The organism is Pseudoalteromonas sp. HF66 (assembly GCF_011806445.1).
In the GTDB taxonomy this organism is placed as follows: domain Bacteria; phylum Pseudomonadota; class Gammaproteobacteria; order Enterobacterales; family Alteromonadaceae; genus Pseudoalteromonas; species Pseudoalteromonas apostichopi.
Window position 1 is genome coordinate 124,774 of record NZ_JAATOU010000004.1, and the last position, 25,124, is coordinate 149,897.

The window sequence follows — 25,124 nt, forward strand, 5'->3', positions numbered from 1 at the left end:
TCAATCATTTTTCTAAACTATTTATAGTTGCCAATTTGCTGGATTGGTGAGTTTTGGATCATTTACAGTCATTTCTTTGAGCACGTCGTGAGAGATTTTGATGCTGCTTTGATAGGCCTCTAAAATTTGCTCTAACTCAGACTCTGAGTTCACACCGACAACTATTTTATCTATTTCATCTTCTTTTAAAGCATATGCAAGGCTGAGTGTTAGTGCCGATACACCAAGATGCTGCGCTAACTGATGAAATGATTCTAAATTTTGCTTCCAAGGTTTAAAGTAACTAGCTAACTCATTGATGGGCATTAATAACAAGCCTTGTAAAAAACAAGATCTAGCGTGCACTTGAGTGTTGTTTTTACTTAGTAATGAAAGAGCGCCAGTGTCTTTAAAGTAGGTATCAAATGCATTGTAAGGTATTTGCACAAGGTTAATTTCGCTCAACTGTGTGAAGCTATCCACCTCTGCACCTGAATACAAAGAAACCCCTTTACTCGCTAATTGATTTTCTAATTGTCGTTGTTTTAAACACGCTAAAACGGGCGCTACACCTTGTTTCTCAATGTCGCTTGCTTGGTGAAATAGGATTGCATTTAGTTTTTGAGTTTTAAAATCTGAAAAACATTGCTCAATTAATGCAATGTAATTATCTGCATCCTGATTAGAAAATTGCTCTTTTTGTAGAGGAGGTAACTTAGTAACTATGTTAAAGCGGTCATTAATCGAAGGATAGGATGCCAACACTTGGTGACTCTCGCCGTAACCAAGTGCGGTATCTAATGTTGTAATGCCTGCGTCTTTTGCAATATCTAAAATGGCATGAGCCTTGGCAATGCTTGGTTGACCAAGTTTATTACTGACACCGTAATTCAAGCCAAATTGCACTGTACCTAGAGCAAGCTTCATACTAAACCAATCAATGTATCGATAACGAATTGCTGCTCATCTGCTGTCATAGTTGGATGCAGAGGAATAGTAACAGCCTGTTTATAGTAGCTTTCTGCATTAGGGAAATCACCGTCCGAAAAGCCTAAAGCTTGATAATAAGGCTGTAAATGGATCGGTATATAATGCAAGTGAGCAATAATTCCTTGCTCGCGCATGCCTGTAATGATTGACTTATGTTTTTCTACATCACACTGTGTTAAACGAACAATATATAAATGGTAGCTAGAGTAACAATCATCCGATTGTGTCAAATGAGCTACCGTTGAATTTGCAAACGCATGGTTATATATTGTTGCAATGTCGTTTCGCACTGATACAAAGTTGTCTAGCTGCTTTAATTGACTCAGTCCTAAAGCGGCTTGCATATCCGTCATTCTATAATTAAAACCAAGCGCTAGCTGTTGATAGTACCAAGGGCCGTGACTTGGCTCGGTCATTTCTTCAGGAATATTAGTAATACCATGGCTTCGCAAACGGCTCATTTTTTTGTTGAGTTCAGCGCAGTTGGTAACCGCCATCCCCCCTTCAGCAGATGTGATTATCTTTACTGGATGAAAGCTAAACACAGTAATATCTGAATAAACACAGCTGCCAACTGGCTTGTCTTTATACTTTGCGCCTATTGCATGCGAGGCATCTTCAATAACCTTAAAACCATACTCTTTGGAAAGTGCATTGATTGCAGCCATATCGCATGACTGACCAGCTAAATGAACAGGGATCACGACTTTAGGGAGTTGCTGGTTTTGTTTGGCTAACGTTAGTTTTTCTTGAAGCGCTGCAACAGACATATTGCCTGTTTCAAGGTCGATATCAACAAAGTCGACCTCTGCGCCACAATACAGGGCGCAGTTACTCGATGCGACAAAGGAGATTGGCGACGTCCATACAATGTCACCTTTACCTACGCCTAAAGCAAGGCAAGCAATATGTAACGCTGAAGTCGCACTGTTAGTGGCACAGGCATGGTTAGCACCGCAGTACTCTGCAATGGCACTTTCAAATGCGGGTACTTTAGGACCTTGTGTTAACCAGTCAGATTTTAAAACATCAATTACGGCATTAATGTCATCTTGCGAAATACTTTGCTTACCGTAAGGAATTACCTTATTCGTCATAATGCAGTATTACAGTAACGCTTGGACATTGAAGTTTTTAATTTCCTCAATGTTCATATAATCTGGGTTATCGAGTGAGTTATACTCGAAACCTTGAGCAACTTGCTCGCCTTTTTCACCTAGTGCATTCACAGTAAAATCATTGCTACGACTACTGAATTTTATGCCTGGAGCGATTACAAAGTGATCGCTATATTCGTACGTTTCAAAGCATAAGTCGGCCGGGCACATGACTTCGTGTAACTTTTCACCTGGGCGAATACCAATTATTTTAATTGGTAAGTCAGGGGCCATTGCTTTGGCAAGATCTGTAATACGAATTGAAGGGATCTTCGGCACGAAAATCTCGCCACCCAGCATTCGCTCGAAATTAGTTAGAACAAAATCAACACCTTGTTGCAGGCTAATCCAAAAGCGGGTCATTTCTTCATGGGTAATAGGAATATGGTCGCGACCTTGGTCAATAAACTTTTGGAAAATAGGCACAACAGAGCCACGAGAGCAAACTACGTTACCGTATCTTACTACTGAAAAGGTTGTTTTATGGCCGCCAGCAATATTATTAGCAGCAACAAATAACTTATCTGATGCAAGTTTAGTCGCACCATATAAGTTGATTGGGTTCGCTGCTTTATCAGTCGACAGTGCAATGACTTTCTCTACGTTATTATCAAGAGCTGCATCAATGACGTTTTCAGCACCATTAATATTGGTTTTGATACATTCCATTGGATTGTATTCAGCAGCTGGAACTTGTTTTAATGCTGCTGCGTGAATCACATAGTGCACACCTCGCATAGCACGGCGAAGCCTTTCTTTATCGCGCACATCACCAATGAAGTATCGCATACACGGTTGGTCAAACTCTTGCTGCATTTCAAACTGCTTTAGTTCGTCCCGTGAGAAGATAATGATCTTCTTAGGTTTATAGCGTTCTAGTAGCGTTTTGACGTATTTTTTGCCGAATGAACCAGTACCACCGGTAATTAAAATCGTTTTATTGTCGAACATAGCGTTACCTAAGTTATTTATCATTGGCGTAGTTATTTATAAAAGTGAAGTACGCAAAGTGAGAATTTTGACACAATTCTCAGTAATTTAACTATTAACTAATACACTAGCAAGTCAGATGCCAAGTTAATTTATCTAAACCATGGTACAAAGTACAAAATTTGGCAAATTAAGCTATAATTTAAGCAATCGGTTTGTCGGAGGCCGCCATGAAAATTCAATCACCCAATACCGGGTTTTTAAACCAAACTCAGCAAACGGGCAATAAGCTTGCTGAGCAATTAGCGTCAGGTAAAAAAGTAAACTCAGCGGCAGATGATGCTGCTGCACTACAAATTATTGATAGATTAACATCACAGCAAGATGGCTACAGTCAAGCAATTAACAATGCGTACGATGGCATCTCTTACTCGCAAGTAACGGAGTCAAACCTATCAGGTGTGAATGATGCTGTTTCTCGCATACGAGAGCTGTCTATTCAAGCGGGTAATGGTGCGCTTACAGACAGTGACAGGGCTGCACTTCAAGAAGAAGTGTCGCAATTGCAAACACAAGTTTCAGAAACATTCGAAAATGCCTCATTCGGTGGCAAACCTTTATTTGATGGTGAGCAAGTGTCGTTTCAAGTTGGCCCAGATGCCAACACCACACAATCAGTGACGCCATCGGATGGCAGTATTGCTTCTGTGATTGCGGGAATCGATATTTCAACGCAAGCAGGGGCACAAGCTGCCATAGATATTAGCGATCAAGCAGCAGAGGAAATTAACACCCAAAGAGCTGAGCTAGGCGCTTTTCAAAACACCTTAGCGAGTACGATAAAAGGTTTAGGTAACCAGCGAGAGAATATTGCTGCGAGCCAAAGCCGAATAGAAGATACTGACTATGCAAAATCAGTGTCTGATCAAGTAGCTAATGATATTTTGTCACAAGCATCTGTTGCTTTGCGTGGTCAAGCAAATCGCTCAGCTGAATCCATTTTAGGTTTACTTTAATTCTTTAGTATTAAATTCAGGGGCTAAGTGACTATTTTTTGGCGTTGATGTCAATAAATTGCCGCTTAGCGCTTGCATCCCTTCTAAACTCGCTTACAATTTAGAAATTAACTAACCTCGTGGTAACTGTGGTTCGCCAATAATGATCTTAATTTTAGACAATAATAATAATCGTGCGATAGGTTTACATGCAGCACTTACCTTCATTGGTGAAACTGCACAATTAGTTGATGAGACTTCATTACAGTCTTTTTGTGAAAAACATCAACAGCAAGAATGCATGGTCATTCTTGGTGCTTTACAGCAGCTAAATCACGAGGCTGTGATCAAACAGTTTCCTGCCATTCCGTTTTTATTAATTGGTGAAACACTCAAACCGTTACTAAGCATTGCTAATGTCGTTGGTTTAATTTGTGAGCCGTTTAACCATGACGTAACTACTCAGCTATTGCATGATTGTCAGCAATATCAACGCATGCTACCGGGTGACCATAAACAAGCTAAATCTAACAAATCATTTGATGGTTTAGTCGGTGAAACCGAAGCTGTAAAAGATGTGCGCTTTTTAATTGAGCAAGTAGCAAAAACCGATGCAAATGTGTTGATCTTAGGTGAGTCAGGCACAGGTAAAGAAGTTGTTGCACGTAACGTTCATTTACTCTCTAAACGCAATACCGGACCATTTGTGCCGGTAAACTGTGGTGCTATTCCTGGTGAACTACTTGAAAGTGAGCTATTTGGCCATGAAAAAGGGGCTTTTACGGGCGCTATTTCTGCACGAAAAGGGCGCTTTGAATTAGCGCAAGGCGGCACGCTGTTTTTAGATGAAATTGGTGATATGCCTTTGCAAATGCAGGTTAAACTACTACGTGTGTTGCAAGAGCGTAGCTATGAGCGAGTAGGGGGTACTAAGCCTATTCAAGCTGACGTACGAATTATTGCTGCAACTCACCGTAACCTTGAAGAAATGATTGAAAAGGGCGACTTCCGTGAAGACCTTTTTTATCGCTTAAACGTGTTTCCAATTGAAAACCCTTCGCTAAGTGAGCGTGCTGACGATATTCCTCTACTTTTAAAAGAGTTAATGCGTCGTGTTAACGAGCAAAGTGGCACAACGGCCAAATTTACTGAGCGTGCGATTCAAAGCTTAAAAGAGCATGCGTGGCCGGGGAATATTCGTGAGCTTGCTAATTTAGTTGAGCGTATGGTGATCATGTTTCCAGATAAAGTGGTTGATGTGCCAGACCTTCCAGCTAAATATCGTTATATCGAAGTTGAGGCTTATGAACCTGAGTACCCTGAAGAGTTGATGGAGCGAGATGCGTTCAACGATATTTTCAGCACTGGCTTTAGTGATTACGATGATGAAGAACCCGATACCCCAGCAACAACGGTTGACTCAGGTTTACTCCCTGATGAAGGCATTGAGCTCAAAGAGTATCTTGCTGAGCTAGAAATCAGCTTAATCAGCCAAGCATTAGAGCGCTACGATTATGTTGTTGCACGTGCAGCAGAAATTTTAGGTGTTCGCCGTACCACACTGGTCGAAAAAATGAAGAAATATAACCTAACGCGCGACTAAGCCGCGTTAGGTGACTTCCTCGATTTTATCTATTCGTACTCACTGATTATCTCAGCCTTTCTAAAGCAATCATTGCTATGATCATTTACCATGCCGCAGGCTTGCATATGCGCATACACAGTGGTTGGACCTAAAAACTTAAAGCCGCGCTTTTTTAAATCTTTGGCAAATGCTGTTGAGGCTTCAGTAATAGCCGGATAGTCTTCTAATTTATCAAGGTTGTTTACCAAAGGCTTGCCATCGACAAACTGCCATTGGTAGTTTGAGAAGCTGCCAAACTCTTTTTGAATCTCAATAAAACGTTGTGCGTTATTGATAGTCGCAGCTATTTTGGCGCGATTACGAATAATGCCTTCAAACTGCATTAACCGTTCGACGTCGTCTTCGGTCATTTGGGCAACCTCTTCAACTACAAAGTTTTTGAAGGCACAGCGATAGCCATCACGCTTTTTAAGTATGGTATACCAACTCAGTCCCGCTTGTGCTGACTCTAAGGTTATAAACTCAAATAAACGGTGATCATCATATAATGGCACCCCCCATTCTTGGTCATGATAGGCCACATAATTTTCTTTGCTGGTATCGAGCCATGGGCAACGACAATGGTGTTCTTTTTGCATTATTCCCTCGCGATTGTCATTTTTTTGTCAGTGTTGTTTTTGTCTTTAATTTATTGAAATAAAACAAAAATAAATTTGGTACGAATTGTGCATTTAGCTAGGTAGACACGATTTTTTGAGTATTGATTATGGCCTTAGCAAATGTCCTAAAACCACAATTTATCACAGCCAAACAATATAACCCATGCTTACTACAAGAAGAGTATGTGGGTGAGTTGAGCGAGTTGCGCCAACAAGCCAGCTGGTTGGGTCATTTGGTGGATACTATGCCCGCAGGTGTAGTTGTTTTAGATGGCCGAGGTATGATCGCGAAAGCAAATCAAATTGCCATTGATATGCTAGGTGAGCCACTTGAAGGTGAAAAGTGGTTTAGCGTTATTCAACGTTCATTTCGACCACAACAAGATGATGGGCATGAAGTATCACTCAAAGATGGACGTTTAATTAAGCTCGATATTACTGCGCTTGCCCCAGAGCCAGGACAGTTAATTTTAATGACAGATTTAACTGAAACCAGACGTTTACAAAAGCGGATGGCACATATGCAGCGCTTAAGTGCGCTTGGCAAAATGGTTGCTTCGCTTGCTCATCAAGTCAGGACGCCGCTATCTGCTGCCATGTTATATGCCGCAAATTTAGGCTCAAAGCGTCTCCCAGAAAGTTCTCGTGGTAATTTCCATACAAAGCTAATGTCGCGTTTAAAAGATTTAGAAACCCAAGTGAATGACATGCTGTTATTTGCCAAAAGTGGCGAGCAACAAGTGGTTGAAAGTGTGTCGATGCAGCAGTTACTTAATGAAGTAAAAGCGGGTGCTGATGCTATGGTTGCTCAAAATAACAGTGAACTTAGCGTGAACTTACCAGAGCCAGATATTGAAATTGTGGGTAATAAAAGCGCTCTGGCGAGCGCTATTCAAAACCTGATCCATAACAGTATTCAAATTATTGGCTCTGAGGCTGTGGTAACACTGAGTGCTGAGCGTGACGAAACTAGCGAAAACTGTGTTCGCATCAGTGTCAGTGATAATGGCCCGGGTGTTGATTTACGCCATGCCAACAAATTATTCGAACCTTTTTACACTACCAAAAGCCAAGGCACGGGGCTTGGACTTGCAGTTGTAAGTTCAGTCGCCAATGCGCACCAAGGACGGGTTGAAGTGACTAATAATGCTCATGGGGGAGCATGTTTTAGTTTGATCTTGCCAATTAGTGCAGAACCAATGTCAGCGGAGGCAAAATGAATACTAACTCTATTTTAGTCGTTGAAGACGACGCAGGCTTACGAGAAGCGCTAATCGATACCCTTGAAATGTCGGGTATTGATTGCGTTGCTGCAGATAGCGCTGAACAAGCGATGATCTTGCTTAAGCAAAATAGCTATTCATTGGTTGTTAGCGACGTGCAAATGGGCGCTATGAGCGGCCTTGACCTACTACGTAGCATTAAACTTAATTATCCTGAGCTGCCGGTATTAATGATGACGGCCTATGCCACCATTGATGATGCTGTAGAAGCAATGCGTCTAGGCGCGATTGATTACATGGCAAAACCGTTTGCCCCAGAAGTGCTTCTTAACATGGTGAGCCGTTATTTGCCTGAAAAGGAAAAAGAAACTGATGGCCCAATTGTTGCCGATCCATCGAGCATTAAGCTATTAGAACTTGCGAGTAAAGTTGCGCGCTCCGATGCCAGTGTTATGGTACTCGGCCCAAGTGGCTCGGGTAAAGAAGTGTTGGCTCGTTTTATCCACGACAAATCAAATCGTAGCGATGCCCCCTTTGTTGCTATTAACTGCGCGGCTATTCCGGAAAATATGCTTGAAGCAACCTTATTTGGTTACGAAAAAGGGGCGTTTACCGGCGCTATTCAAGCCTGTCCTGGTAAATTTGAGCAAGCTCAAGGTGGTACCATCTTACTTGATGAAATTACTGAGATGGATTTAGGCTTACAAGCTAAATTACTGCGTGTACTTCAAGAGCGCGAAGTAGAGCGCTTAGGCGGACGTAAAACTATTGAACTTGATGTTCGCGTACTCGCCACAAGTAACCGAGATTTAAAAGAAGCGGTGAGCGAAAATCTATTTAGAGAAGATTTATATTATCGCTTAAATGTGTTCCCGCTAATGTGGAAACCACTGGCTGAGCGTCCTGGCGATATTATTGTATTGGCTGAGCATTTGATAGAGCGTCATTGCCTTAAAAGTAAAGAGCCTATCGCTCAACTAAGTGAGAGTGCGAAACAAAAGCTACTATCGCATGCTTGGCCAGGTAACGTACGAGAGCTTGATAACGTTATTCAACGGGCGTTGATATTATGTGATGGTAATAGTATTCATCAAGACGATGTTTTTATTGAAGAGTTGTTATCTGCCGATATCAAGCCAGTCGCTACGCCATCACACAATGCACCGGCTTATCAAGAGCAGCCTGTAGAGGTTAATATAGATACCGTGCCACAAGTAAGCGAGCAAGGTAATTACAAAGACGAGCTGAAAGATAAAGAGCATCGTATTATTTTAGAAACCTTAGCGCGCTGTAATGGTAAGCGTAAAGAGGTTGCAGAAACCTTAGGTATTAGTCCACGCACTTTACGTTATAAACTGGCGCAAATGCGAGACTTAGGTATAGCCTTACCTGCATAGATTCCTTCCAAAAAGTTAAGCAAACAAGCTCACATTTTTGTGAGCTTGTTTGCTGTCAAAACTCTGACAAACCAAGAATGCTGCTTAAGCTATTGAAATTGCAGTTTTTATTTTGTGGCACGGTTTATGCTTTATCAGTTCATAAGTAAACTGCATTGTCAGAGAGTATTATGAAAGTTCAAAACAGCGCATTATTTCAAGAAATGCAATCTATGGCCTTAGAAGCAGGCCGTAGCAACTCAATTAATAATTTACCAACACAAACTCAGCCAACATCGTCGGCACAGTTTGGTGATTTACTTACTAATGCACTTGATACAGTGAATGGCTTACAACAAGACGCTAAGCAAAAAGTAACGGCAATGGAAATGGGTGACCGCAGTGTTTCTTTAGCTGATGTGATGATTGCTTCGCAAAAGTCATCAGTGGCATTTGAAGCAACGGTTCAGGTTCGAAACAAACTTGTTGAAGCTTATAAAGAAATCATGAACATGCCTGTGTAACTAGGTAGTGGAGAATTATTGTGGCGCAATCTAATCAATCAACTGATCTAGCCTTAGCAGGCGGTGGTATCGATTCAACCGATACCGATGATCAACAAGAGCAAAAGTCAGGCTACCTAAGTGCCTTAAACGGCGTAGATGTTTTACGTCAGGTTACCTTAGTGATTGCTTTGGCAATCTGTTTGGCTATCGCAATTTTCATTATTATTTGGGCTCGTCAGCCAGATATGCGTCCGCTTGGTAAAATGCCAACGGAAGAGCTTATTCAAACGTTGGACTTTTTAGACGCTCAAAAGATTGATTACGAACTCGATGGTAACGTCATCTCTGTTGAAGAAGGTGAATACCAAAACATAAAGCTATTGATGGCTCGTGAAGGCCTAGAGCAAGCGCCAAGCTCAGGTACTGACATCATCATGCAAGACATGGGATTTGGTGTAAGCCAACGCCTTGAACGTGAACGTTTAAAACATGGTCGTGAGCAACAGCTTGCGCGTACCATCGAAGAGCTAAAAAATGTTACTCGCGCCAAAGTACTTTTAGCTATTCCAAAAGAAAACGTATTCGCTCGTCGCGAAAAACAGCCCTCAGCTACAGTAGTGCTAACCTTAAAACGTGGCCGTTCGCTTGATGGTGAAGAAGTTGACTCAGTGGTTGATATTGTTGCCTCAGCGGTACAAGGTTTATCGCCAGAGCGTGTTACCGTGACTGATCAAAATGGTCGCTTACTTAATTCTGGTTCACAAAACTCACTCGCGGCACGCTCTCGTAAAGAGTATGAAATTGAGCGTAAGCGTGAAGAAGAGTACTTAAATAAAATCGATAGTATTCTAATTCCTGTAGTGGGCCTAGGTAACTATACTGCACAAGTCGATTTAAACATGGATTTCAGCGCAGTCGAAGAAACACAAAAACGTTATAACCCAGATTTACCGGCAGTGCGCAGTGAAACAACTTTCGAAGAAAATAACATAGGTGGCCTCGCTGTCGGCATTCCTGGTGCGCTAACTAATCAGCCGCCAGTAAACTCTAATATTCCTGAAATTGCTGGCCAAGGTAGTGCGGGTTCAGCAACGAATCCTAGCCGTTCGCATAAAGAAGCAACACGCAACTACGAGCTTGATACAACTATTTCGCATAAGCGTCAGCAAACCGGTGTTATCCGTCGCATAAGCGTTTCAGTTGCCGTTGATTATGTGCCGCAAGTGGGTGAAAACGGTGAAACAACCATGGTTCCTCGCTCTGTAGAAGCATTGTCAAATATTCGTCGCTTACTACAAGGTGGTGTTGGTTTTGATATGCAACGTGGTGATGCACTTGAAGTTGTAACAGTACCATTTGTTCGTGAAGATGTTGGGGAAGCAATTGAAGTTCCGCTTTGGGAGCAAGATTGGTTCATGAAGATGCTACGCTTAGCATTAGGTGCTCTGGTTATCATTGTATTGATTGTCTTTGTAGTAAGACCTATGTTGAAACGTCTAATTTACCCAGACGATACACTAGAGGAATATGATGAAGATGCATTAAGTGCTGGTGTAGATATTGGTGATAGCACGCTAGATATGCTAAATAAAGACTTTGACTCTGCTGCTGTAGGATTCTCAAGTGATGGTACACTACAGCTGCCAGACTTACATGGCGATGAAGATTTACTCAAAGCAGTTCGTGCATTGGTTGCAAATGAACCAGAACTGTCTTCTCAAGTAGTGAAAGCGTGGTTAACAGAAGATGACTGATCAAGAACAAAAACAATTACCACCGGCGTTTGATGTTGATAAATTAGACGGCGTTGATAAGGCGGCAATCTTATTGCTGAGCTTATCAGAAGAAGATGCTGCGCAAATCCTTAAACACTTAGAGCCTAAGCAAGTGCAAAAAGTGGGGATGGCAATGGCTGCGCTTGATGATTTATCGCAAGCGAAAATTAGTGCAGTCCATAATTTGTTTATTGAGCAAATTCAAAGCTTCAGTACCATTGGCTTCCAGTCTGAAGACTTTATCAAAAAAGCGCTTACCGCAGCGCTTGGTGAAGATAAAGCCGCCAGCCTTATTGACCAAATTGTCATGGGGTCAGGTGCGAAAGGTCTTGATTCACTGAAGTGGATGGACTCAAAACAAGTGGCGAATATTATTCGCAATGAGCACCCTCAGATTCAAACCATTGTTTTATCTTATTTAGAACCAGAGCAATCAGCAGAAATTTTGTCGCAATTCCCAGAGAAAGTGCGTTTAGATTTAACTATGCGTATTGCTAATCTTGAAGAAGTTCAACCGGCAGCATTACAAGAGTTGAATGAAATCATGGAGAAACAATTCGCCGGTCAAGCTGGTGCGCAAGCTGCGAAAATGGGCGGCTTGAAAGCTGCTGCTGATATCATGAACTACCTAGATACCAATGTTGAAGGTCAGTTAATGGATTCAATCCGTGAACATGATGAAGAGATGTCGCAGCAAATCCAAGACCTTATGTTTGTCTTTGAGAACTTAATGGATGTTGAAGACCGTGGTATTCAAGCGATTCTTCGTGAAGTACAGCAAGACGTATTAATGAAAGCAATTAAAGGCACAGATGAAGCATTGAAAGAGAAAATTTTAAGTAACATGTCAAAACGTGCCGCAGAATTACTCGCTGATGATCTTGAGGCGATGGGCCCTGTTCGTATTAGTGAAGTTGAAGCTGCACAGAAAGAAATTCTTTCTACGGCACGTCGTTTGGCTGACTCAGGCGAGATTATGCTTGGTGGCGGTGGTGGTGAGGAGTTCCTGTAAGCCATGAGTAAGTCTTCTTTTCATACCGGACGTCCAGTGCATGCCAGCGAAGCTGCTGATGAATTACTTGAAAACTGGCCAATCCCTGAAGTTACGCAAGATACAAAAAAACTTGCTGGGCGCTCAACTGCATACGGCACGCCTCTAGCTGATTTATATCGTAAAGAACAGCAAAAACAACAAGCTGACGAACAACCAGAAGAGCCTGAAATCCCGTCATTGACTATGGCTGAACTTGAAAAAATCCGTCAAGATGCCTTTGAAGAGGGGCTAAAGCAAGGCCATGAGCAAGGTTACATAGATGGTTTTGAAAAAGGCGCTCATGAAGGTAAAGAAGCGGGGTTTAAAGAAGGTGTTGAGCTTGGTAAGGAGCAAGGCCAAGAAGAAATTAAGCCTATTTTAGAAGAGCAGCTCACTAACTTGAGAAGCTTGCTCGATAGCCTTTCTCAGCCTTTATCTAAAGTAGATGAAAGTGCAGAAAAGCAGTTAGTGCAGCTAGCGGTCATGTTAACTGAAGTATTAGTTTATCAAGAAATTAAAACTTCACCAGAAGTCATTTTGCATGCTTTAAAGCAGGCTATTGACGCTTTGGGTGAAGAACAAGCGAAAGTACGTATTCACTTACACCCTGATGATATCGATTTAATTACCCAAAGTTATGGCGAGCAAACCATCGCAGATAATCATTGGCAGTTAATCGCAGAACCCACATTAGATCGTGGTGGCTGTGAAATTAAAACCCCACAATCATCCTTAGATATGACAATTAAGACCCGCGTCAAAGAAACGTTGGAAAACTTTTTGCATAGCAGTGGTATCTAACACTTTTTAGGCTCATTATGAGTGCTCAATCTATGACTCTAAGCGAACGCTTACAGCGCTATGAAAAACATATCAAGGCTCCCAAACCTGCTGTTGCTGGTATTCTGACGCGTGTCGTTGGTTTAACACTTGAAGCAAAAGGGCTTAGAGCACCGGTTGGCAGTCAATGTAAAATTGAGACCATCAATGGATTTGTTGATGCTGAAGTGGTTGGTTTTAATGACCAAACACTTTACTTGATGCCGAATGATCATATCTCTGGTGTACTGCCTGGTGCGCGAGTTATTCCAAAAGTAAACGAAACAGGGTTGCCTGTAGGAATGAGCTTACTTGGCCGAGTGGTGGATGGTCTCGGTCGGCCACTTGATGGCTTAGGTGCCATTAATGCTGAGCATCATCTAAAGTTTGCACAAAGTCCAATAAACCCGCTGGCAAGACGTCCTATTAGTCAGCCTATGGATGTAGGTGTTCGAGCCATCAACTCCGTTATTACTGTAGGTCAAGGCCAGCGTATGGGTCTGTTTGCAGGCTCAGGTGTCGGTAAATCAGTGCTACTAGGTATGATGACTCGCGGCTCTGAAGCCGATGTAATCGTTGTTGGTCTTGTGGGGGAACGTGGCCGTGAGGTAAAAGAGTTCATTGAAGAAATTTTAGGTGTTGAAGGTCGCAAGCGCTCAGTGGTGGTTGCAGCTCCTGCGGATGCTTCACCATTAATGCGTTTAAAAGGCTGTGAAAGTGCAGTTACCATTGCTGAATATTTTCGTGATCAAGGTCTTAACGTGTTGTTATTACTTGACTCTGTTACCCGTTATGCCATGGCGCAACGTGAAATTGCCTTAGCGGTTGGTGAGCCTCCAGCTACGAAGGGTTATCCGCCTTCAGTATTTGCTAAACTGCCTGCGCTGGTGGAGCGTGCCGGTAATGGTGGTGAAGGGCAAGGTGCGATCACCGCGTTTTTCACAGTGCTTAGTGAAGGGGATGATATGCAAGACCCAATTGCTGACTCTGCCCGAGCTATTTTAGATGGCCACATTGTTTTATCTCGAGATTTAGCTGACAGTGGTCATTATCCTGCTATTGATATTGAAAAATCGATTTCTCGTGTTATGCCACAGGTTGTATCTGAAGCGCATATGCAACAAGCTCGCGTGCTAAAACAAGTGTATTCAATGTATCAACAGAACAAAGATATGATCACACTAGGTGCGTATCAAAAAGGCACCGACCCTATGCTTGACCAAGCAATTAATATGATGCCACGTGTGAATCAATTCCTTCAGCAAGGCATGAAAGATGTGATCAGTTATGATGATGGTCTACAAGGTCTTGCGCAGTTATTAGGACAAGGTTAATGGCTAAAAGTAAACTTGATTTATTGTTAAAGCTTGAGAGCGATAAAGAAGAGTCTCTACGCATGGATTACTTAAAAGCGCAGCAGCACTTACAAAGTAACCAACAAAAACTGCAAGGGCTGAATAACTTTCGCATGGAGTATTCTCAGCAGTTACATTTGAAAGGTCGCTCTGGTTTGTCTAGTGCCGGGTTTAGTCAATATCATGCCTTTATCGCAAAAATTGAAGAAGCGATACGTCAGCAAGCAAGCACTGTGAATACCGCAAAGCAAGTTGTTACGCAGCGAAAAGCACTGTGGTTAAAACAGCAAGTGAAAGCTAAAGCAGTTGCGAAGTTAATCGAAAAGCAAGCTGAAAAACAAGCGATGCAGGTGGCTAAAGCGGAGCAAAAAATGCTGGATGAGTTCGCTTCAAATCAGTTTTATCAACGTCAACTTAAAAACGCACTTCTCTAAAATACGACCTTTTTTAGGCATGTTAATTGCATTTACCTAACCAGTAGCATTAATTTTGGCACTTGCGGCGGCAAATTGCCTCTTTAGTTTTAGGTGAATTATGGCGATCAGTGATATCAATTTGCAGGTTAAAACTGAGCAAGGTACTGGTTTTTCAGGCAAAGAATCAGAGTCTAGCGACAAAGCATCGGGCTTAAGTTTTTTAACTTCACTAACACAAGCAAGTGAAGCGGCAAACGCGCAAGCAAAAAGTGATGCAGGTGCTGACTCAGTTGATGAAACTAAAGCTATCAGTACTTCTGGAGAGCCTAAATCAGATGCTAAACCTGGTGATGAAAGCACAGCTGCTGATGCTAAAGCTGCAACTGCTACCACCTCTTCAGAACAGCAATCTAAAACAAGTCCAGATGTTCGTAATGAAGCTGTAACTAAAGAACAAAGCAATGAACTTGCTCTTGTAGAAGATGAGGAAAACTCACTGCTTTCGCAAATTAATGCGGCTCAAGCTATGAGTACGCGTGTTAATAAATTGATTGAAAATAATGATGTTAGCCCTGTAGTTGTTGATAAAAAACCAACCCCAATCGATATCATTACACCTGTTATACCTTCACCGATGACAGACGTTGCACAAACCGATGATTCAAAAGCCGACGCGGAAGGCGATAATTCAATAGCAAGCTTATTACATAAGTCTAAAGTTGCGACTGCGGTAGATAGCCAGCTAAAAGCAATGGGTGATTTACCACCAAAAGATAGCATAACCCCTGTTATTGACAGCCCATTAGCCGATAAAGGAAAGCTGGGTGTTTCTGCTGTTAATACGCCTGATACAAAACCTCAGGTGGCTAACCTTGCCAGTGCAGCACAAGTAACTGACAACAAAGAAACCACAGTTGATGTAGACGCTCTGTTAAATAGCGCCCAAAAACAGTCAGCGAATGTAGACATATTAAAATCATCTGATGAAAAAGTACCTAGTGCAAATGAGACAAGCAAAGTTGCTTTAAATAAGTTACTTAGCGATACAGATAATGGCACTCAAAGTGATGCAAAAGCGGTTGATCTGACGGCAAAGCAAGCACAAGGCAACGTTGATAAGCCTGCGGTAAATCTGGCTACTGAGCAGGTAGCTCAAAAAAGCGTTGAAGCAAGTGCGGCGAAAACATCAGATAAACCAGTGACAGATAAGTCAATCGCTAGCTTGCTGTCTAAAGTACAAAGTGGCGATGGACATGCTGTAAGTGAGTTCGCTAAAGGTTTGTCGCTAACCTCTGAACAGCAAAAGCAACTTGAGCAACAAATAAATCAACTGAAAGCTGATAATAAACTCAGCGCTGATGAGGTGGCAACAATCAAGTCGCTATTGTCTGAATTAAGCAATAGCAAGTCAGTAGCACAAAGCCCTGTATCACAATTTGCTGTAGAACAAGACATTGCTAATGAAAATCAGGCAAAACAAGATACTAAATTAGCTGACAATAAGGCTCTAGATAACAAGTTACCTACAGGCGTCGAAAAGCAAATCACGGCGTTGACTAAGGATGAACAGCAAGCGCTTTTAAATAAAGTAAATACTCAACTGCAAACGTTAACGCCGGGCACTGCTCAGTACGAAAAGCTCTCTGCGGCACAAACCTTGCTCACAGAGGCTATTAATGCTCCAGCTAAAGTAAATACAGCCACAGCAATGCCTGTTACCGCAGCAACGGTCACAGCTGAACATAGCAAGTCGAAACAAAATAGCTCAGCGCAAGTTACAGCTGATGCAAGCAAAGCAATGACTGGTGATGACGTCGCAACAGAGCTTGATACAAACATTAATACAGAACGTACACAAGAAGCTGTTACTGCGCGTGTAGCTCAGTTATTTACTCAGATTACGGCTCAAGCAAATGCAACAGTACAACCAGGTGCAACAGTACAGCCAGGTGCTTATGAAATGGCTCATCAACAATACGAGCAAGCGCTTGACGTACAAACAATGCATACACAAACAACTGCGCAAACTCAGACTCAATCTAAATCAGTGGCCCTTGACCCTGGAGTAATGCATGCGATTAACATTATAAAAAGTGATGCAGCAAAAATGCTTCAAGAGCGTGTTAGTGCATTATTAAATATCAATAATAAAGAAGCTGAAATTCGCTTAGACCCGCCAGAAATGGGCAGTATGCAAATTCGTATACGTAGCGATGCAGAGCAAGCTCAAATTAATTTTGTTGTACAAAATCAGCAAACAAAAGAAGCTTTAGAGCAGTCAATGCCACGTTTACGAGAAATGCTAGCGCAGCAAGGTATTGAACTTGGTGAGAGTAGTATTCAGCAGGGTAACCCTGAGCAACAACAAGAGCAATCTGGGCAAGGGCAGCTTGCTGGAAATCAACAAGCTGAGGAGCAGCAGCCAGAAGTAACAGCACAAAGCGCAGAAACTTCTCGACAACAATCTTCATCATCAATAGATTACTATGCATGAGTCCTGCTATTATAAGAAATAAAATAGTTACAGCGTGATAAACAGCTTGCTGTAACTTTGAGGGAAGTGACAATGGCCGAAGAAGCAAATTTAGAAATAGAAGATACGGGTAAAGGCAAAAAGAAGCTGATTATCATCATTGCTGCTGTAGTGTTGATAGTTGGTGCAGCTGCTGGTTACTTTTTATTTATGGGCAATGATGCCCCTGAAGAAAGCCTAGCAGATGAAACCACAGTAACTGAGGCCGCTGCACCATCGAGCACCGCACAGATTGGTTCGGCTTTATATGTCGCAATGCCACGTCCATTTGTATTTAATGTACCCGGTGCTAGTCGAGACCGTATCGTACAGATAAAAGTTCAGCTACTAGTGCGCGGTGAAGTAAACGAAGAAACTGCCAAAAAACACATTCCACTTATCGAAAGTACCTTACTTGGCGTTCTTTCAACAACGACCGCAGATGAATTAGGTACTAGCGAAGGTAAAGAGTCAGTGCGTGTCGCTGCACTTGAAAAAGTACAATCAGCATTAAGTGATGTTGAAGGTAGCAAAGTGATAGAGCGGGTATTATTTACCGGCTTTGTGATGCAATAAGGGGTCAGCGTGAGCGATTTATTATCTCAAGACGAAATTGATGCGCTCTTACATGGCGTCGACGAAGTCGAAGAGGAAGATATTCACGAAGGTGATGACTTAGACAGTAATACCTTACAGTATGACTTCTCATCACAAGATCGTATTGTCCGTGGTCGTATGCCGACCCTGGAGATCGTGAATGAACGTTTTGCCCGTCATATGCGAATTAGCTTATTTAACATGATGCGCCGCACCGCAGAGGTGTCGATTAACGGCGTGCAAATGATTAAATTTGGCGAATATATTCACACCTTATTCGTGCCAACCAGTTTGAACATGGTACGTTTTCGTCCTTTGAAGGGCACAGGCCTAATTACCATGGAAGCCCGATTAGTATTCATTTTAGTGGATAACTTTTTTGGTGGAGATGGTCGCTATCATGCAAAAATTGAAGGCCGAGAATTTACCCCTACAGAGCGCCGTATCGTTCAAATGCTGCTTAAAATTATCTTTGAAGATTATAAAGAAGCATGGGCACCGGTAATGGATGTATCTTTTGAGTACCTTGACTCAGAAGTTAACCCTGCGATGGCTAACATCGTAAGTCCAACTGAAGTCGTTGTTATTAGCTCTTTCCATATTGAGCTAGATGGTGGTGGTGGTGATTTCCATATTGCACTGCCGTACTCTATGCTTGAGCCTATTCGTGAATTGCTCGATGCCGGTGTGCAATCAGACACCGAAGACACTGACCTACGTTGGAGTAAAGCATTGCGTGATGAGATCATGGATGTTGAAGTGGATTTGTCGACTCAATTACTTGAGGTCGATTTAACACTACAACAAATCATGGAGCTTAAAGCTGGCGATATTATCCCTGTGGAAATGCCAGAACATATCACCGTCTTTGTAGAAGAATTGCCGACCTTTAGAGCAAAAATGGGTCGTTCTCGTGACAATGTTGCACTACAAATTAGCGAAAAAATTAAACGCCCTGAATCAGTTAAGTCAGAACTACATGTGTTCACAAAAGGTGGCAAAAAACTGGATTCAGATGCAGAATTAGCAGAACTAGAAGAAGATCTACATCTATCAGAAGGTGTGGATTTAGACTGGTAGTCGATTTATAAGGTTAAACATAATGAGTGATGATCAAGATACAATGGACGAATGGGCTGCGGCATTGGCTGAAGCTGAAGAAGCCGAAGGTGGTTCAGGTGATGCGGCTGTAGCTGAACTTGATGAACTAAAAGATGAAAGACATGAGCTGTCTGGCGACGAAAAACGTAAACTTGATACTATCTTGGACATTCCTGTTACTATTTCGATGGAAGTGGGTCGTTCAAAAATCAACATTCGTAATCTATTACAGCTCAACCAAGGTTCAGTGGTCGAACTAGACCGAGTAGCTGGTGAGCCACTTGATGTATTGGTTAATGGCACCCTGATTGCGCATGGTGAAGTAGTCGTAGTAAATGATAAGTTCGGTATTCGTTTAACTGACGTTATTAGCCAAGTTGAACGTATTAAAAAGTTACGATGAATGCTTTAGTCGTTTTAACAAGTGCGTCGAGCACTGTATTTCCCACGGCATCACCAACGGCAGATTTATTGTCTATGGTGATGTCTTTGCTTTTAGTGCTTGTGGTTATTATTGCTTTGGCTTTTTTGGTAAAAAAATTAAACCCAAACCTTGCCAACAGTGATGAGTTTAAAGTAGTGCGTAGCTTGCCCTTAGGCTCCCGTGAACGTTTGATGGTTATTGAAATTGATAACGCTCAACACTTAATTGGTGTTACCCCGCACAGTATTAATTACTTGCATAAGCTAGAAACACCTTTACAAGAAAAAGAACTCCCAGAACTTGCCAAGAAGTTTGGTAAGCTACTGAACCCACAATCACCTTCAAATAAAAAGAATTAACGCTATGATCAAGTGGATACTTATTTTAGCAAGTTTGCTGTTTTTGCCGTCGGTTAACGCTGAGGGTATAGAAGCCCTGACTATTACCACTAACCCTGATGGTTCTCAAGATTACTCTGTGACGCTACAAGTGTTAGCGATCATGACTGCGCTGAGCTTCATTCCAGCGGCAGTGATTATGATGACCTCATTTACACGGATTATTGTGGTTTTGGCGATATTACGCCAAGCAATAGGCTTACAACAGACGCCATCGAATCAGATTTTGTTAGGTATGTCGCTGTTTTTAAGTATTTTTATTATGGCGCCAATTTATCAGCAGGTGAATGAGCGCGCTATTGAGCCATACTTGAATGAGCAAGTTACCTCAGTACAAGCACTTGAGCTTGCCAAAGAGCCAATGAAAGCTTTTATGCTCTCGCAAGTTCGTATAAAAGATTTAGAGACCTTTGCGAAAATAGCTGGTTATGAGCAATTAGACTCGCCAGAAGACACCCCACTGATTGTTTTAATCCCAGCCTTTGTTACCAGTGAACTGCAAACGGCCTTTATCATTGGTTTTATGTTTTTCATTCCCTTTTTGATTGTGGATTTGGTTGTGGCCTCCGTATTAATGGCCATGGGTATGATGATGCTTTCGCCGATGATTGTATCTTTACCATTTAAGATCATGCTATTCGTGTTAGTTGATGGCTGGGGTCTTGTTATGGGCACACTTGCGAAGAGTTTCGGGCTCGGGGTGTAACAATGCACTTCAAGGCGCATAATTAGTTAGGAGAGACAAAATGGAACCGGAAATTTTTGTCGATATTCTGAGTGATGCACTATTTTTAGTCATTAAATTGGTATCGGCAATTGTGGTGCCAGGCTTGTTAGTCGGTCTTGTGGTGGCAGTTTTCCAAGCGGCAACATCCATCAATGAGCAAACATTAAGCTTTTTACCCCGTTTGTTAATTACAATTAGTGCATTAATTTTAGGTGGTCACTGGTTCACTCAAGAGCTTATGGACTATTTTACTCGTTTAGTGATGTCGATACCGGAGATTGCAGGCTAAATGGAATTTCCATTTGCAGTCATTATTCAATGGCTCAGCGATTTTTTGCTACCATTGGTGCGTATTAGTTCCATGATCATGATCATGGCAGGCCTTGGTGCGAAGAATGTACCCACTCGAATTAAACTTGGTTTAGCGGTAGTCGTTACCTTTGTTGCTGTGCCTATGCTGCCACAAGCGACCTTCAATAACCTATTCTCCTTTGAAATGATCCTTGTCGTTATTCAGCAAATGCTTATTGGTGTGGCGATAGGCTTTGCTTCAGTACTATTACTAAACACTTTTGTACTAGCTGGGCAAATACTTGCAATGCAAACTGGTCTTGGTTTTGCGTCAGTTGTTGATCCATCTAACGGCATGAATGTCCCCGCGGTTGGTCAGTTCTATTTAATTTTGGCTACCTTGCTATTCTTCGTATTTAACGGTCATTTAATGATGATTCAAATGGTCATTCATAGCTTTGAGGTACTACCAATCGATGGAACTTGGTGGTCCGTTGATCATTACTGGGATATCGTCACATGGGGCGGTTGGATGTTTACTACTGCCCTGGTGCTTGCTTTAGCGCCACTGACGGCGATGCTTGTTATTAATATGTCATTTGGTGTAATGACCCGTGCGGCACCGCAATTAAATATTTTTTCGATAGGTTTTCCGTTTACCTTGGTGGCTGGTCTTGTGATTATTTGGGCTACTCTAGGTAACTTTATGACTCAATTTGAGTTTCAGTGGTTAAAAATGGTTGAGTTAATGTGCAGCCTAGTTGGTTGTACACCTTAGGAGCGCGCCATGGCTGAAGATTCAGGTCAAGAAAAAACCGAAGAACCCACAGGAAAAAAAATAGAAGACGCCAAGAAAAAAGGCCAGGTTGCTCGCTCAAAAGAGTTAGGCACTATGTTTGTGCTTATCTTCTCGGCAATTTCTTTATTATTGTATGGTCCTGAAATTGGTAAGGGACTTTATAATGTCATGGGGCGCTTATTAAGCCTTAATCGAAATGAAACCTACGACACCACTAAAATGTTCTCTGTGTGGGGAATAGTTGCGGATGCTTTACTATTCCCTATGGCAATGTTTGTTTTTATTATTGTAATTGCAGCTTTTATAGGCAATACACTATTAGGAGGATTTAACTTTAGTTGGCAAGCGGCGGCACCAAAAGCGAGTAAAATGTCACCAGCTAAAGGCATAAAACGTATGCTTGGTCCTCAAGCTGGGGTAGAGCTGGTCAAGTCTATTTTAAAGTTTGCTGTCGTTGCCGGTTTTGCGGTGTTTTTAATCAATACCTTCTTTGATGAAATACTACATTTAAGCCAAGAAAGCGCCCCTAGTAATTTTATTCATGCGCTTGAAATTTTATCTTGGATGTTCCTTGGGCTAACTTGTACATTAATTATTATTGCCGCCATTGACGCTCCTTACCAAAGTCATAAACACCATAAAGAGCTAAAAATGACCCTGCAAGAAGTGAAAGACGAATACAAAAACTCTGAGGGTGACCCGCAAATTAAAGCGCGTATTCGTCGAACCCAGCGGGAAATGTCGCAAAGGCGGATGATGCAAGATGTTCCTGATGCAGACGTTATTGTAACCAACCCGACTCACTATTCTGTTGCACTAAAATACGACACAGCTAAAGCTGGTGCGCCTATTGTTCTTGCCAAAGGCGTGGACGAGCTTGCTATGCAAATTCGTAAAGTGGGAAAGGGTAATGACGTGCCAATTGTCGAATCGCCAATGCTTACTCGTGCGTTGTATCACACTACCGATGTTGGTCAGCAAATACCTGATCAACTATTTACCGCAGTAGCGCAAGTGCTAGCTTATGTTTTCCAGTTAAAACGCTTCCAAAAAGGGCGCGGAAAACGCCCTGTTCCGCTCAATAAAAAGCTACCAATACCAGATGCTTACAAATATTAATAATACCAATCCGCAATAATACTTTAATCATTTTGAGGGATTAAACCTGTCGCTATCTGCGTTAAAAATTTCTGATTTAGAACAACTAAATAACGAAATTTTTGCCTTGCTATCAACGAGGTTTTATTGCCTCAAAATAGATCACTTAATTAAGCGAATTGGTATAAATTTGTAACTTGGAATAGTTATTGCAAATTCCGTGTAGTGTCAATTTTTTGAAATTGTTGAATTATGGAATTTAAAGCGGTATTACAACAACTTAACAGAGATAAAAAAGAATATGCTAAGGGTATCGGTACGCCGTTAATGGTACTTGCTGCGCTGGGTATGGTGATATTACCTCTGCCTCCGTTTCTTTTAGATATTCTTTTTTCGTTTAATATTGCTTTAGCACTCGTGGTGTTACTGGTTACGGTTTATACCATGAAGCCCCTTGAATTTGGTATGTTCCCGGCGGTTCTACTGATTGCAACTATCATGCGCTTAGCGCTGAATGTTGCCAGTACCCGTGTGGTATTGCTAGAAGGTCATAATGGTGGAGATGCAGCTGGTAAAGTTATCGAGGCCTTTGGCTCGGTTGTTATCGGCGGTAACTATGCTGTTGGTTTAGTGGTCTTCCTTATTTTAATCATTATTAACTTTGTGGTTATCACCAAAGGTGCTGGCCGTATTTCTGAAGTATCAGCTCGCTTTACTCTTGACGCAATGCCTGGTAAACAAATGGCGATTGATGCTGACTTAAACGCAGGTTTTATCAGTGCAGAGCAAGCCCGTGAACGCCGTGAAGAAGTCACCCGTGAAGCCGACTTCTATGGTTCAATGGATGGTGCTAGTAAGTTCGTAAAAGGCGATGCAATAGCAGGTATCGTCATTCTAGTGATCAATATCGTTGGTGGTTTATTCGTCGGTATGATCCAACATGACTTATCTTTCAGCCGTGCGATGGAAGTCTACACCTTGTTGACTATTGGTGATGGTCTTGTTGCACAGCTGCCTTCACTGTTACTTTCTATCGGTACTGCAATCGTTGTTACTCGTCAGAATGAGTCGCACAATATGGGCGACCAAGTTAAGACACAGCTAGGTAACGAAAAGTCACTTTATATTGCATCAGGTATTCTGATCATCATGGGTCTAGTACCAGGTATGCCGCACATCGCGTTTTTAAGCTTAGGTGCTTTACTTGGTTACCTTGCTTATTTCACACAACAACAAAAAGCCAAAGCAGAAGCTGAAAAAGCAGAGCAAGAAGCAAATGGTGGTGCGCCTGGTACTGGTGTTGCCAATAAACAAGAACAAAAAGAGCTTGGCTGGGATGACGTACAGCAAGTTGATGTTATTGGCTTAGAAGTGGGTTATCGCTTAATTCCACTTGTTGACCAATCTCAAGGTGGTGAACTGCTAAATCGTATTAAAGGTGTACGTAAGAAACTTTCTCAGGAGCTTGGTTTCTTAGTACCTCCTGTACATATTCGTGATAACTTAGAACTCGACCCTAATGCATACAGAATCACTATGATGGGTGTTTCAAGCGGTGAGGGTGAGCTTAAACATGGTGATGAGCTAGCGATTAATCCAGGCCAAGTATTTGGTCCAATCAAAGGGGTTGCCACAAAAGACCCTGCATTTGGATTAGATGCGGTTTGGATCAAACCTGACCAAAAAGATGAAGCACAATCACTTGGCTATACCGTCGTTGATTCAGCAACGGTAGTTGCAACTCATATTAGTCAGTTACTCACGAACAGTGCTGCTTTACTACTTGGTCATGAAGAAGTACAAAACTTATTAGATATGTTAGCGAAGAGTCATCCACGTCTTGTTGAAGGACTGGTTCCTGACGTATTACCACTTACTACTATCGTAAAAGTGCTACAAAACTTACTCAATGAAGGGGTGGCAATTCGCGATATGCGCTCGATTGTTCAAACCCTTGTTGAGTATGGTCCACGTAGCCAAGACCCTGATGTACTAACGGCTGCAGTGCGAATTTCACTTCGCAGACTTATCGTTCAAGACGCTGTTGGTATGTCTTCTGAGATCCCTGTCATTACCTTGGCGCCTGAGTTGGAACAGATGTTGCATCAGTCACTTCAGAATGCAGGTGACGAAGGTGCCGGAATAGAGCCAAGCCTTGCAGAGCGACTTCAACAATCATTGAATGAAGCGCATCAAAACCAAGAAATGGCCGGTGAACCTTCGATACTGTTAACGTCAGGAATGTTACGTACTGTGTTATCTCGCTTCGTTAAGTACACAATCCCAGGTTTAAGGGTGATGTCTTATCAAGAGGTACCAGACGAAAGACAGATTAAGATTGTCAGCTCAGTAGGCCAACAATAGGATAGTAAAGGGGTT

24 protein-coding genes are annotated in these 25,124 nt (G+C 42.1%); 20 read left to right on the top strand and 4 right to left on the bottom strand.

Annotated elements, in window-relative coordinates:
- Positions 1-21: 21 nt before the first annotated feature.
- From HCZ11_RS06160 to pseB, 3 genes are read right to left on the bottom strand one after another with little or no spacing between them, the layout of a single operon-like run.
- A complete protein-coding gene (locus tag HCZ11_RS06160) occupies positions 22-906 on the bottom strand; it encodes an aldo/keto reductase (protein ID WP_167657933.1) in 885 nt (294 codons plus the stop codon).
- Positions 903-2,066, bottom strand: a complete 1,164-nt coding sequence (gene pseC / locus HCZ11_RS06165) for a UDP-4-amino-4,6-dideoxy-N-acetyl-beta-L-altrosamine transaminase (RefSeq protein WP_167657934.1) — start codon at positions 2,064-2,066, stop codon at positions 903-905. The genes HCZ11_RS06160 and pseC overlap by 4 nt, the downstream gene beginning before the upstream one ends.
- Positions 2,067-2,075: 9 nt before the next feature.
- A complete protein-coding gene (gene pseB, locus HCZ11_RS06170; protein ID WP_167657935.1) occupies positions 2,076-3,077 on the bottom strand; it encodes a UDP-N-acetylglucosamine 4,6-dehydratase (inverting) in 1,002 nt (333 codons plus the stop codon).
- 209 nt (positions 3,078-3,286) lie between these two features.
- Here pseB and HCZ11_RS06175 point away from each other — a divergent pair, with 209 nt between their 5' ends.
- On the top strand, positions 3,287-4,072 hold the full coding sequence (locus HCZ11_RS06175; protein ID WP_167657936.1) for a flagellin: 786 nt from the start codon (positions 3,287-3,289) through the stop codon (positions 4,070-4,072).
- 142 nt (positions 4,073-4,214) lie between these two features.
- Positions 4,215-5,654, top strand: coding sequence for a sigma-54 dependent transcriptional regulator (locus HCZ11_RS06180; RefSeq protein ID WP_167657937.1), 1,440 nt, complete (start codon positions 4,215-4,217; stop codon positions 5,652-5,654).
- Positions 5,655-5,683: 29 nt separating this feature from the next.
- Here HCZ11_RS06180 and HCZ11_RS06185 read toward each other — a convergent pair whose 3' ends face one another.
- Positions 5,684-6,274, bottom strand: coding sequence for a DNA-3-methyladenine glycosylase I (locus HCZ11_RS06185; RefSeq protein ID WP_167657938.1), 591 nt, complete (start codon positions 6,272-6,274; stop codon positions 5,684-5,686).
- 128 nt (positions 6,275-6,402) lie between these two features.
- Between HCZ11_RS06185 and HCZ11_RS06190 the strand changes: the two genes are divergently transcribed.
- The 18 genes from HCZ11_RS06190 (at position 6,403) to flhA (ending at position 25,109) form a co-directional block, all read left to right on the top strand.
- Positions 6,403-7,515, top strand: coding sequence for a PAS domain-containing sensor histidine kinase (locus tag HCZ11_RS06190; protein WP_167657939.1), 1,113 nt, complete (start codon positions 6,403-6,405; stop codon positions 7,513-7,515).
- Positions 7,512-8,915, top strand: coding sequence for a sigma-54 dependent transcriptional regulator (locus HCZ11_RS06195; protein WP_167657940.1), 1,404 nt, complete (start codon positions 7,512-7,514; stop codon positions 8,913-8,915). Before HCZ11_RS06190 ends, HCZ11_RS06195 begins: the two co-directional genes overlap by 4 nt.
- Positions 8,916-9,085: 170 nt before the next feature.
- Complete coding sequence (gene fliE, locus HCZ11_RS06200) at positions 9,086-9,418, top strand: flagellar hook-basal body complex protein FliE (protein WP_130052075.1); 333 nt, start codon at positions 9,086-9,088, stop codon at positions 9,416-9,418.
- A gap of 20 nt (positions 9,419-9,438) precedes the next feature.
- The gene (gene fliF, locus HCZ11_RS06205; RefSeq protein ID WP_130052074.1) at positions 9,439-11,154 is read left to right on the top strand and encodes a flagellar basal-body MS-ring/collar protein FliF; all 1,716 of its coding nucleotides are present in this window, start codon (positions 9,439-9,441) and stop codon (positions 11,152-11,154) included.
- Positions 11,147-12,187 carry a flagellar motor switch protein FliG gene (fliG, locus tag HCZ11_RS06210; protein WP_130052073.1) on the top strand — a complete coding sequence of 347 codons (1,041 nt, stop codon included), beginning with the start codon at positions 11,147-11,149 and terminating at the stop codon, positions 12,185-12,187. The genes fliF and fliG overlap by 8 nt, the downstream gene beginning before the upstream one ends.
- A 3-nt stretch (positions 12,188-12,190) precedes the next feature.
- Entirely contained in the window at positions 12,191-13,009 is an 819-nt protein-coding gene (fliH, locus tag HCZ11_RS06215; RefSeq protein WP_130052072.1) for a flagellar assembly protein FliH, read from the top strand.
- Positions 13,010-13,026: 17 nt separating this feature from the next.
- Positions 13,027-14,361, top strand: a complete 1,335-nt coding sequence (gene fliI, locus HCZ11_RS06220) for a flagellar protein export ATPase FliI (RefSeq protein WP_167657941.1) — start codon at positions 13,027-13,029, stop codon at positions 14,359-14,361.
- A complete protein-coding gene (gene fliJ, locus HCZ11_RS06225; protein ID WP_130052070.1) occupies positions 14,361-14,816 on the top strand; it encodes a flagellar export protein FliJ in 456 nt (151 codons plus the stop codon). The genes fliI and fliJ overlap by 1 nt, the downstream gene beginning before the upstream one ends.
- Positions 14,817-14,916: 100 nt before the next feature.
- Positions 14,917-17,292 (top strand): flagellar hook-length control protein FliK, encoded by a 2,376-nt coding sequence (locus tag HCZ11_RS06230; protein WP_167657942.1) that lies wholly within the window; start codon positions 14,917-14,919, stop codon positions 17,290-17,292.
- A 72-nt stretch (positions 17,293-17,364) separates the two neighbouring features.
- The gene (fliL, locus tag HCZ11_RS06235) at positions 17,365-17,886 is read left to right on the top strand and encodes a flagellar basal body-associated protein FliL (protein ID WP_167657943.1); all 522 of its coding nucleotides are present in this window, start codon (positions 17,365-17,367) and stop codon (positions 17,884-17,886) included.
- A 9-nt stretch (positions 17,887-17,895) separates the two neighbouring features.
- Positions 17,896-18,987 (top strand): flagellar motor switch protein FliM, encoded by a 1,092-nt coding sequence (gene fliM / locus HCZ11_RS06240; RefSeq protein ID WP_054553268.1) that lies wholly within the window; start codon positions 17,896-17,898, stop codon positions 18,985-18,987.
- A gap of 22 nt (positions 18,988-19,009) precedes the next feature.
- On the top strand, positions 19,010-19,411 hold the full coding sequence (gene fliN / locus HCZ11_RS06245) for a flagellar motor switch protein FliN (RefSeq protein ID WP_054553267.1): 402 nt from the start codon (positions 19,010-19,012) through the stop codon (positions 19,409-19,411).
- Complete coding sequence (gene fliO / locus HCZ11_RS06250) at positions 19,408-19,791, top strand: flagellar biosynthetic protein FliO (protein WP_130052067.1); 384 nt, start codon at positions 19,408-19,410, stop codon at positions 19,789-19,791. The genes fliN and fliO overlap by 4 nt, the downstream gene beginning before the upstream one ends.
- A gap of 4 nt (positions 19,792-19,795) precedes the next feature.
- Positions 19,796-20,536, top strand: coding sequence for a flagellar type III secretion system pore protein FliP (fliP, locus tag HCZ11_RS06255; RefSeq protein WP_130052066.1), 741 nt, complete (start codon positions 19,796-19,798; stop codon positions 20,534-20,536).
- Between the two features lie 40 nt (positions 20,537-20,576).
- On the top strand, positions 20,577-20,846 hold the full coding sequence (gene fliQ, locus HCZ11_RS06260; RefSeq protein ID WP_036970111.1) for a flagellar biosynthesis protein FliQ: 270 nt from the start codon (positions 20,577-20,579) through the stop codon (positions 20,844-20,846).
- Positions 20,847-21,626, top strand: coding sequence for a flagellar biosynthetic protein FliR (gene fliR, locus HCZ11_RS06265; RefSeq protein WP_130052065.1), 780 nt, complete (start codon positions 20,847-20,849; stop codon positions 21,624-21,626).
- A 9-nt stretch (positions 21,627-21,635) separates the two neighbouring features.
- Positions 21,636-22,766 (top strand): flagellar biosynthesis protein FlhB, encoded by a 1,131-nt coding sequence (gene flhB, locus HCZ11_RS06270; protein WP_130052064.1) that lies wholly within the window; start codon positions 21,636-21,638, stop codon positions 22,764-22,766.
- Between the two features lie 231 nt (positions 22,767-22,997).
- Positions 22,998-25,109: a flagellar biosynthesis protein FlhA gene (gene flhA, locus HCZ11_RS06275; protein WP_130052063.1), complete on the top strand. Its 2,112-nt coding sequence runs from the start codon at positions 22,998-23,000 to the stop codon at positions 25,107-25,109.
- Positions 25,110-25,124: the final 15 nt, after the last annotated feature.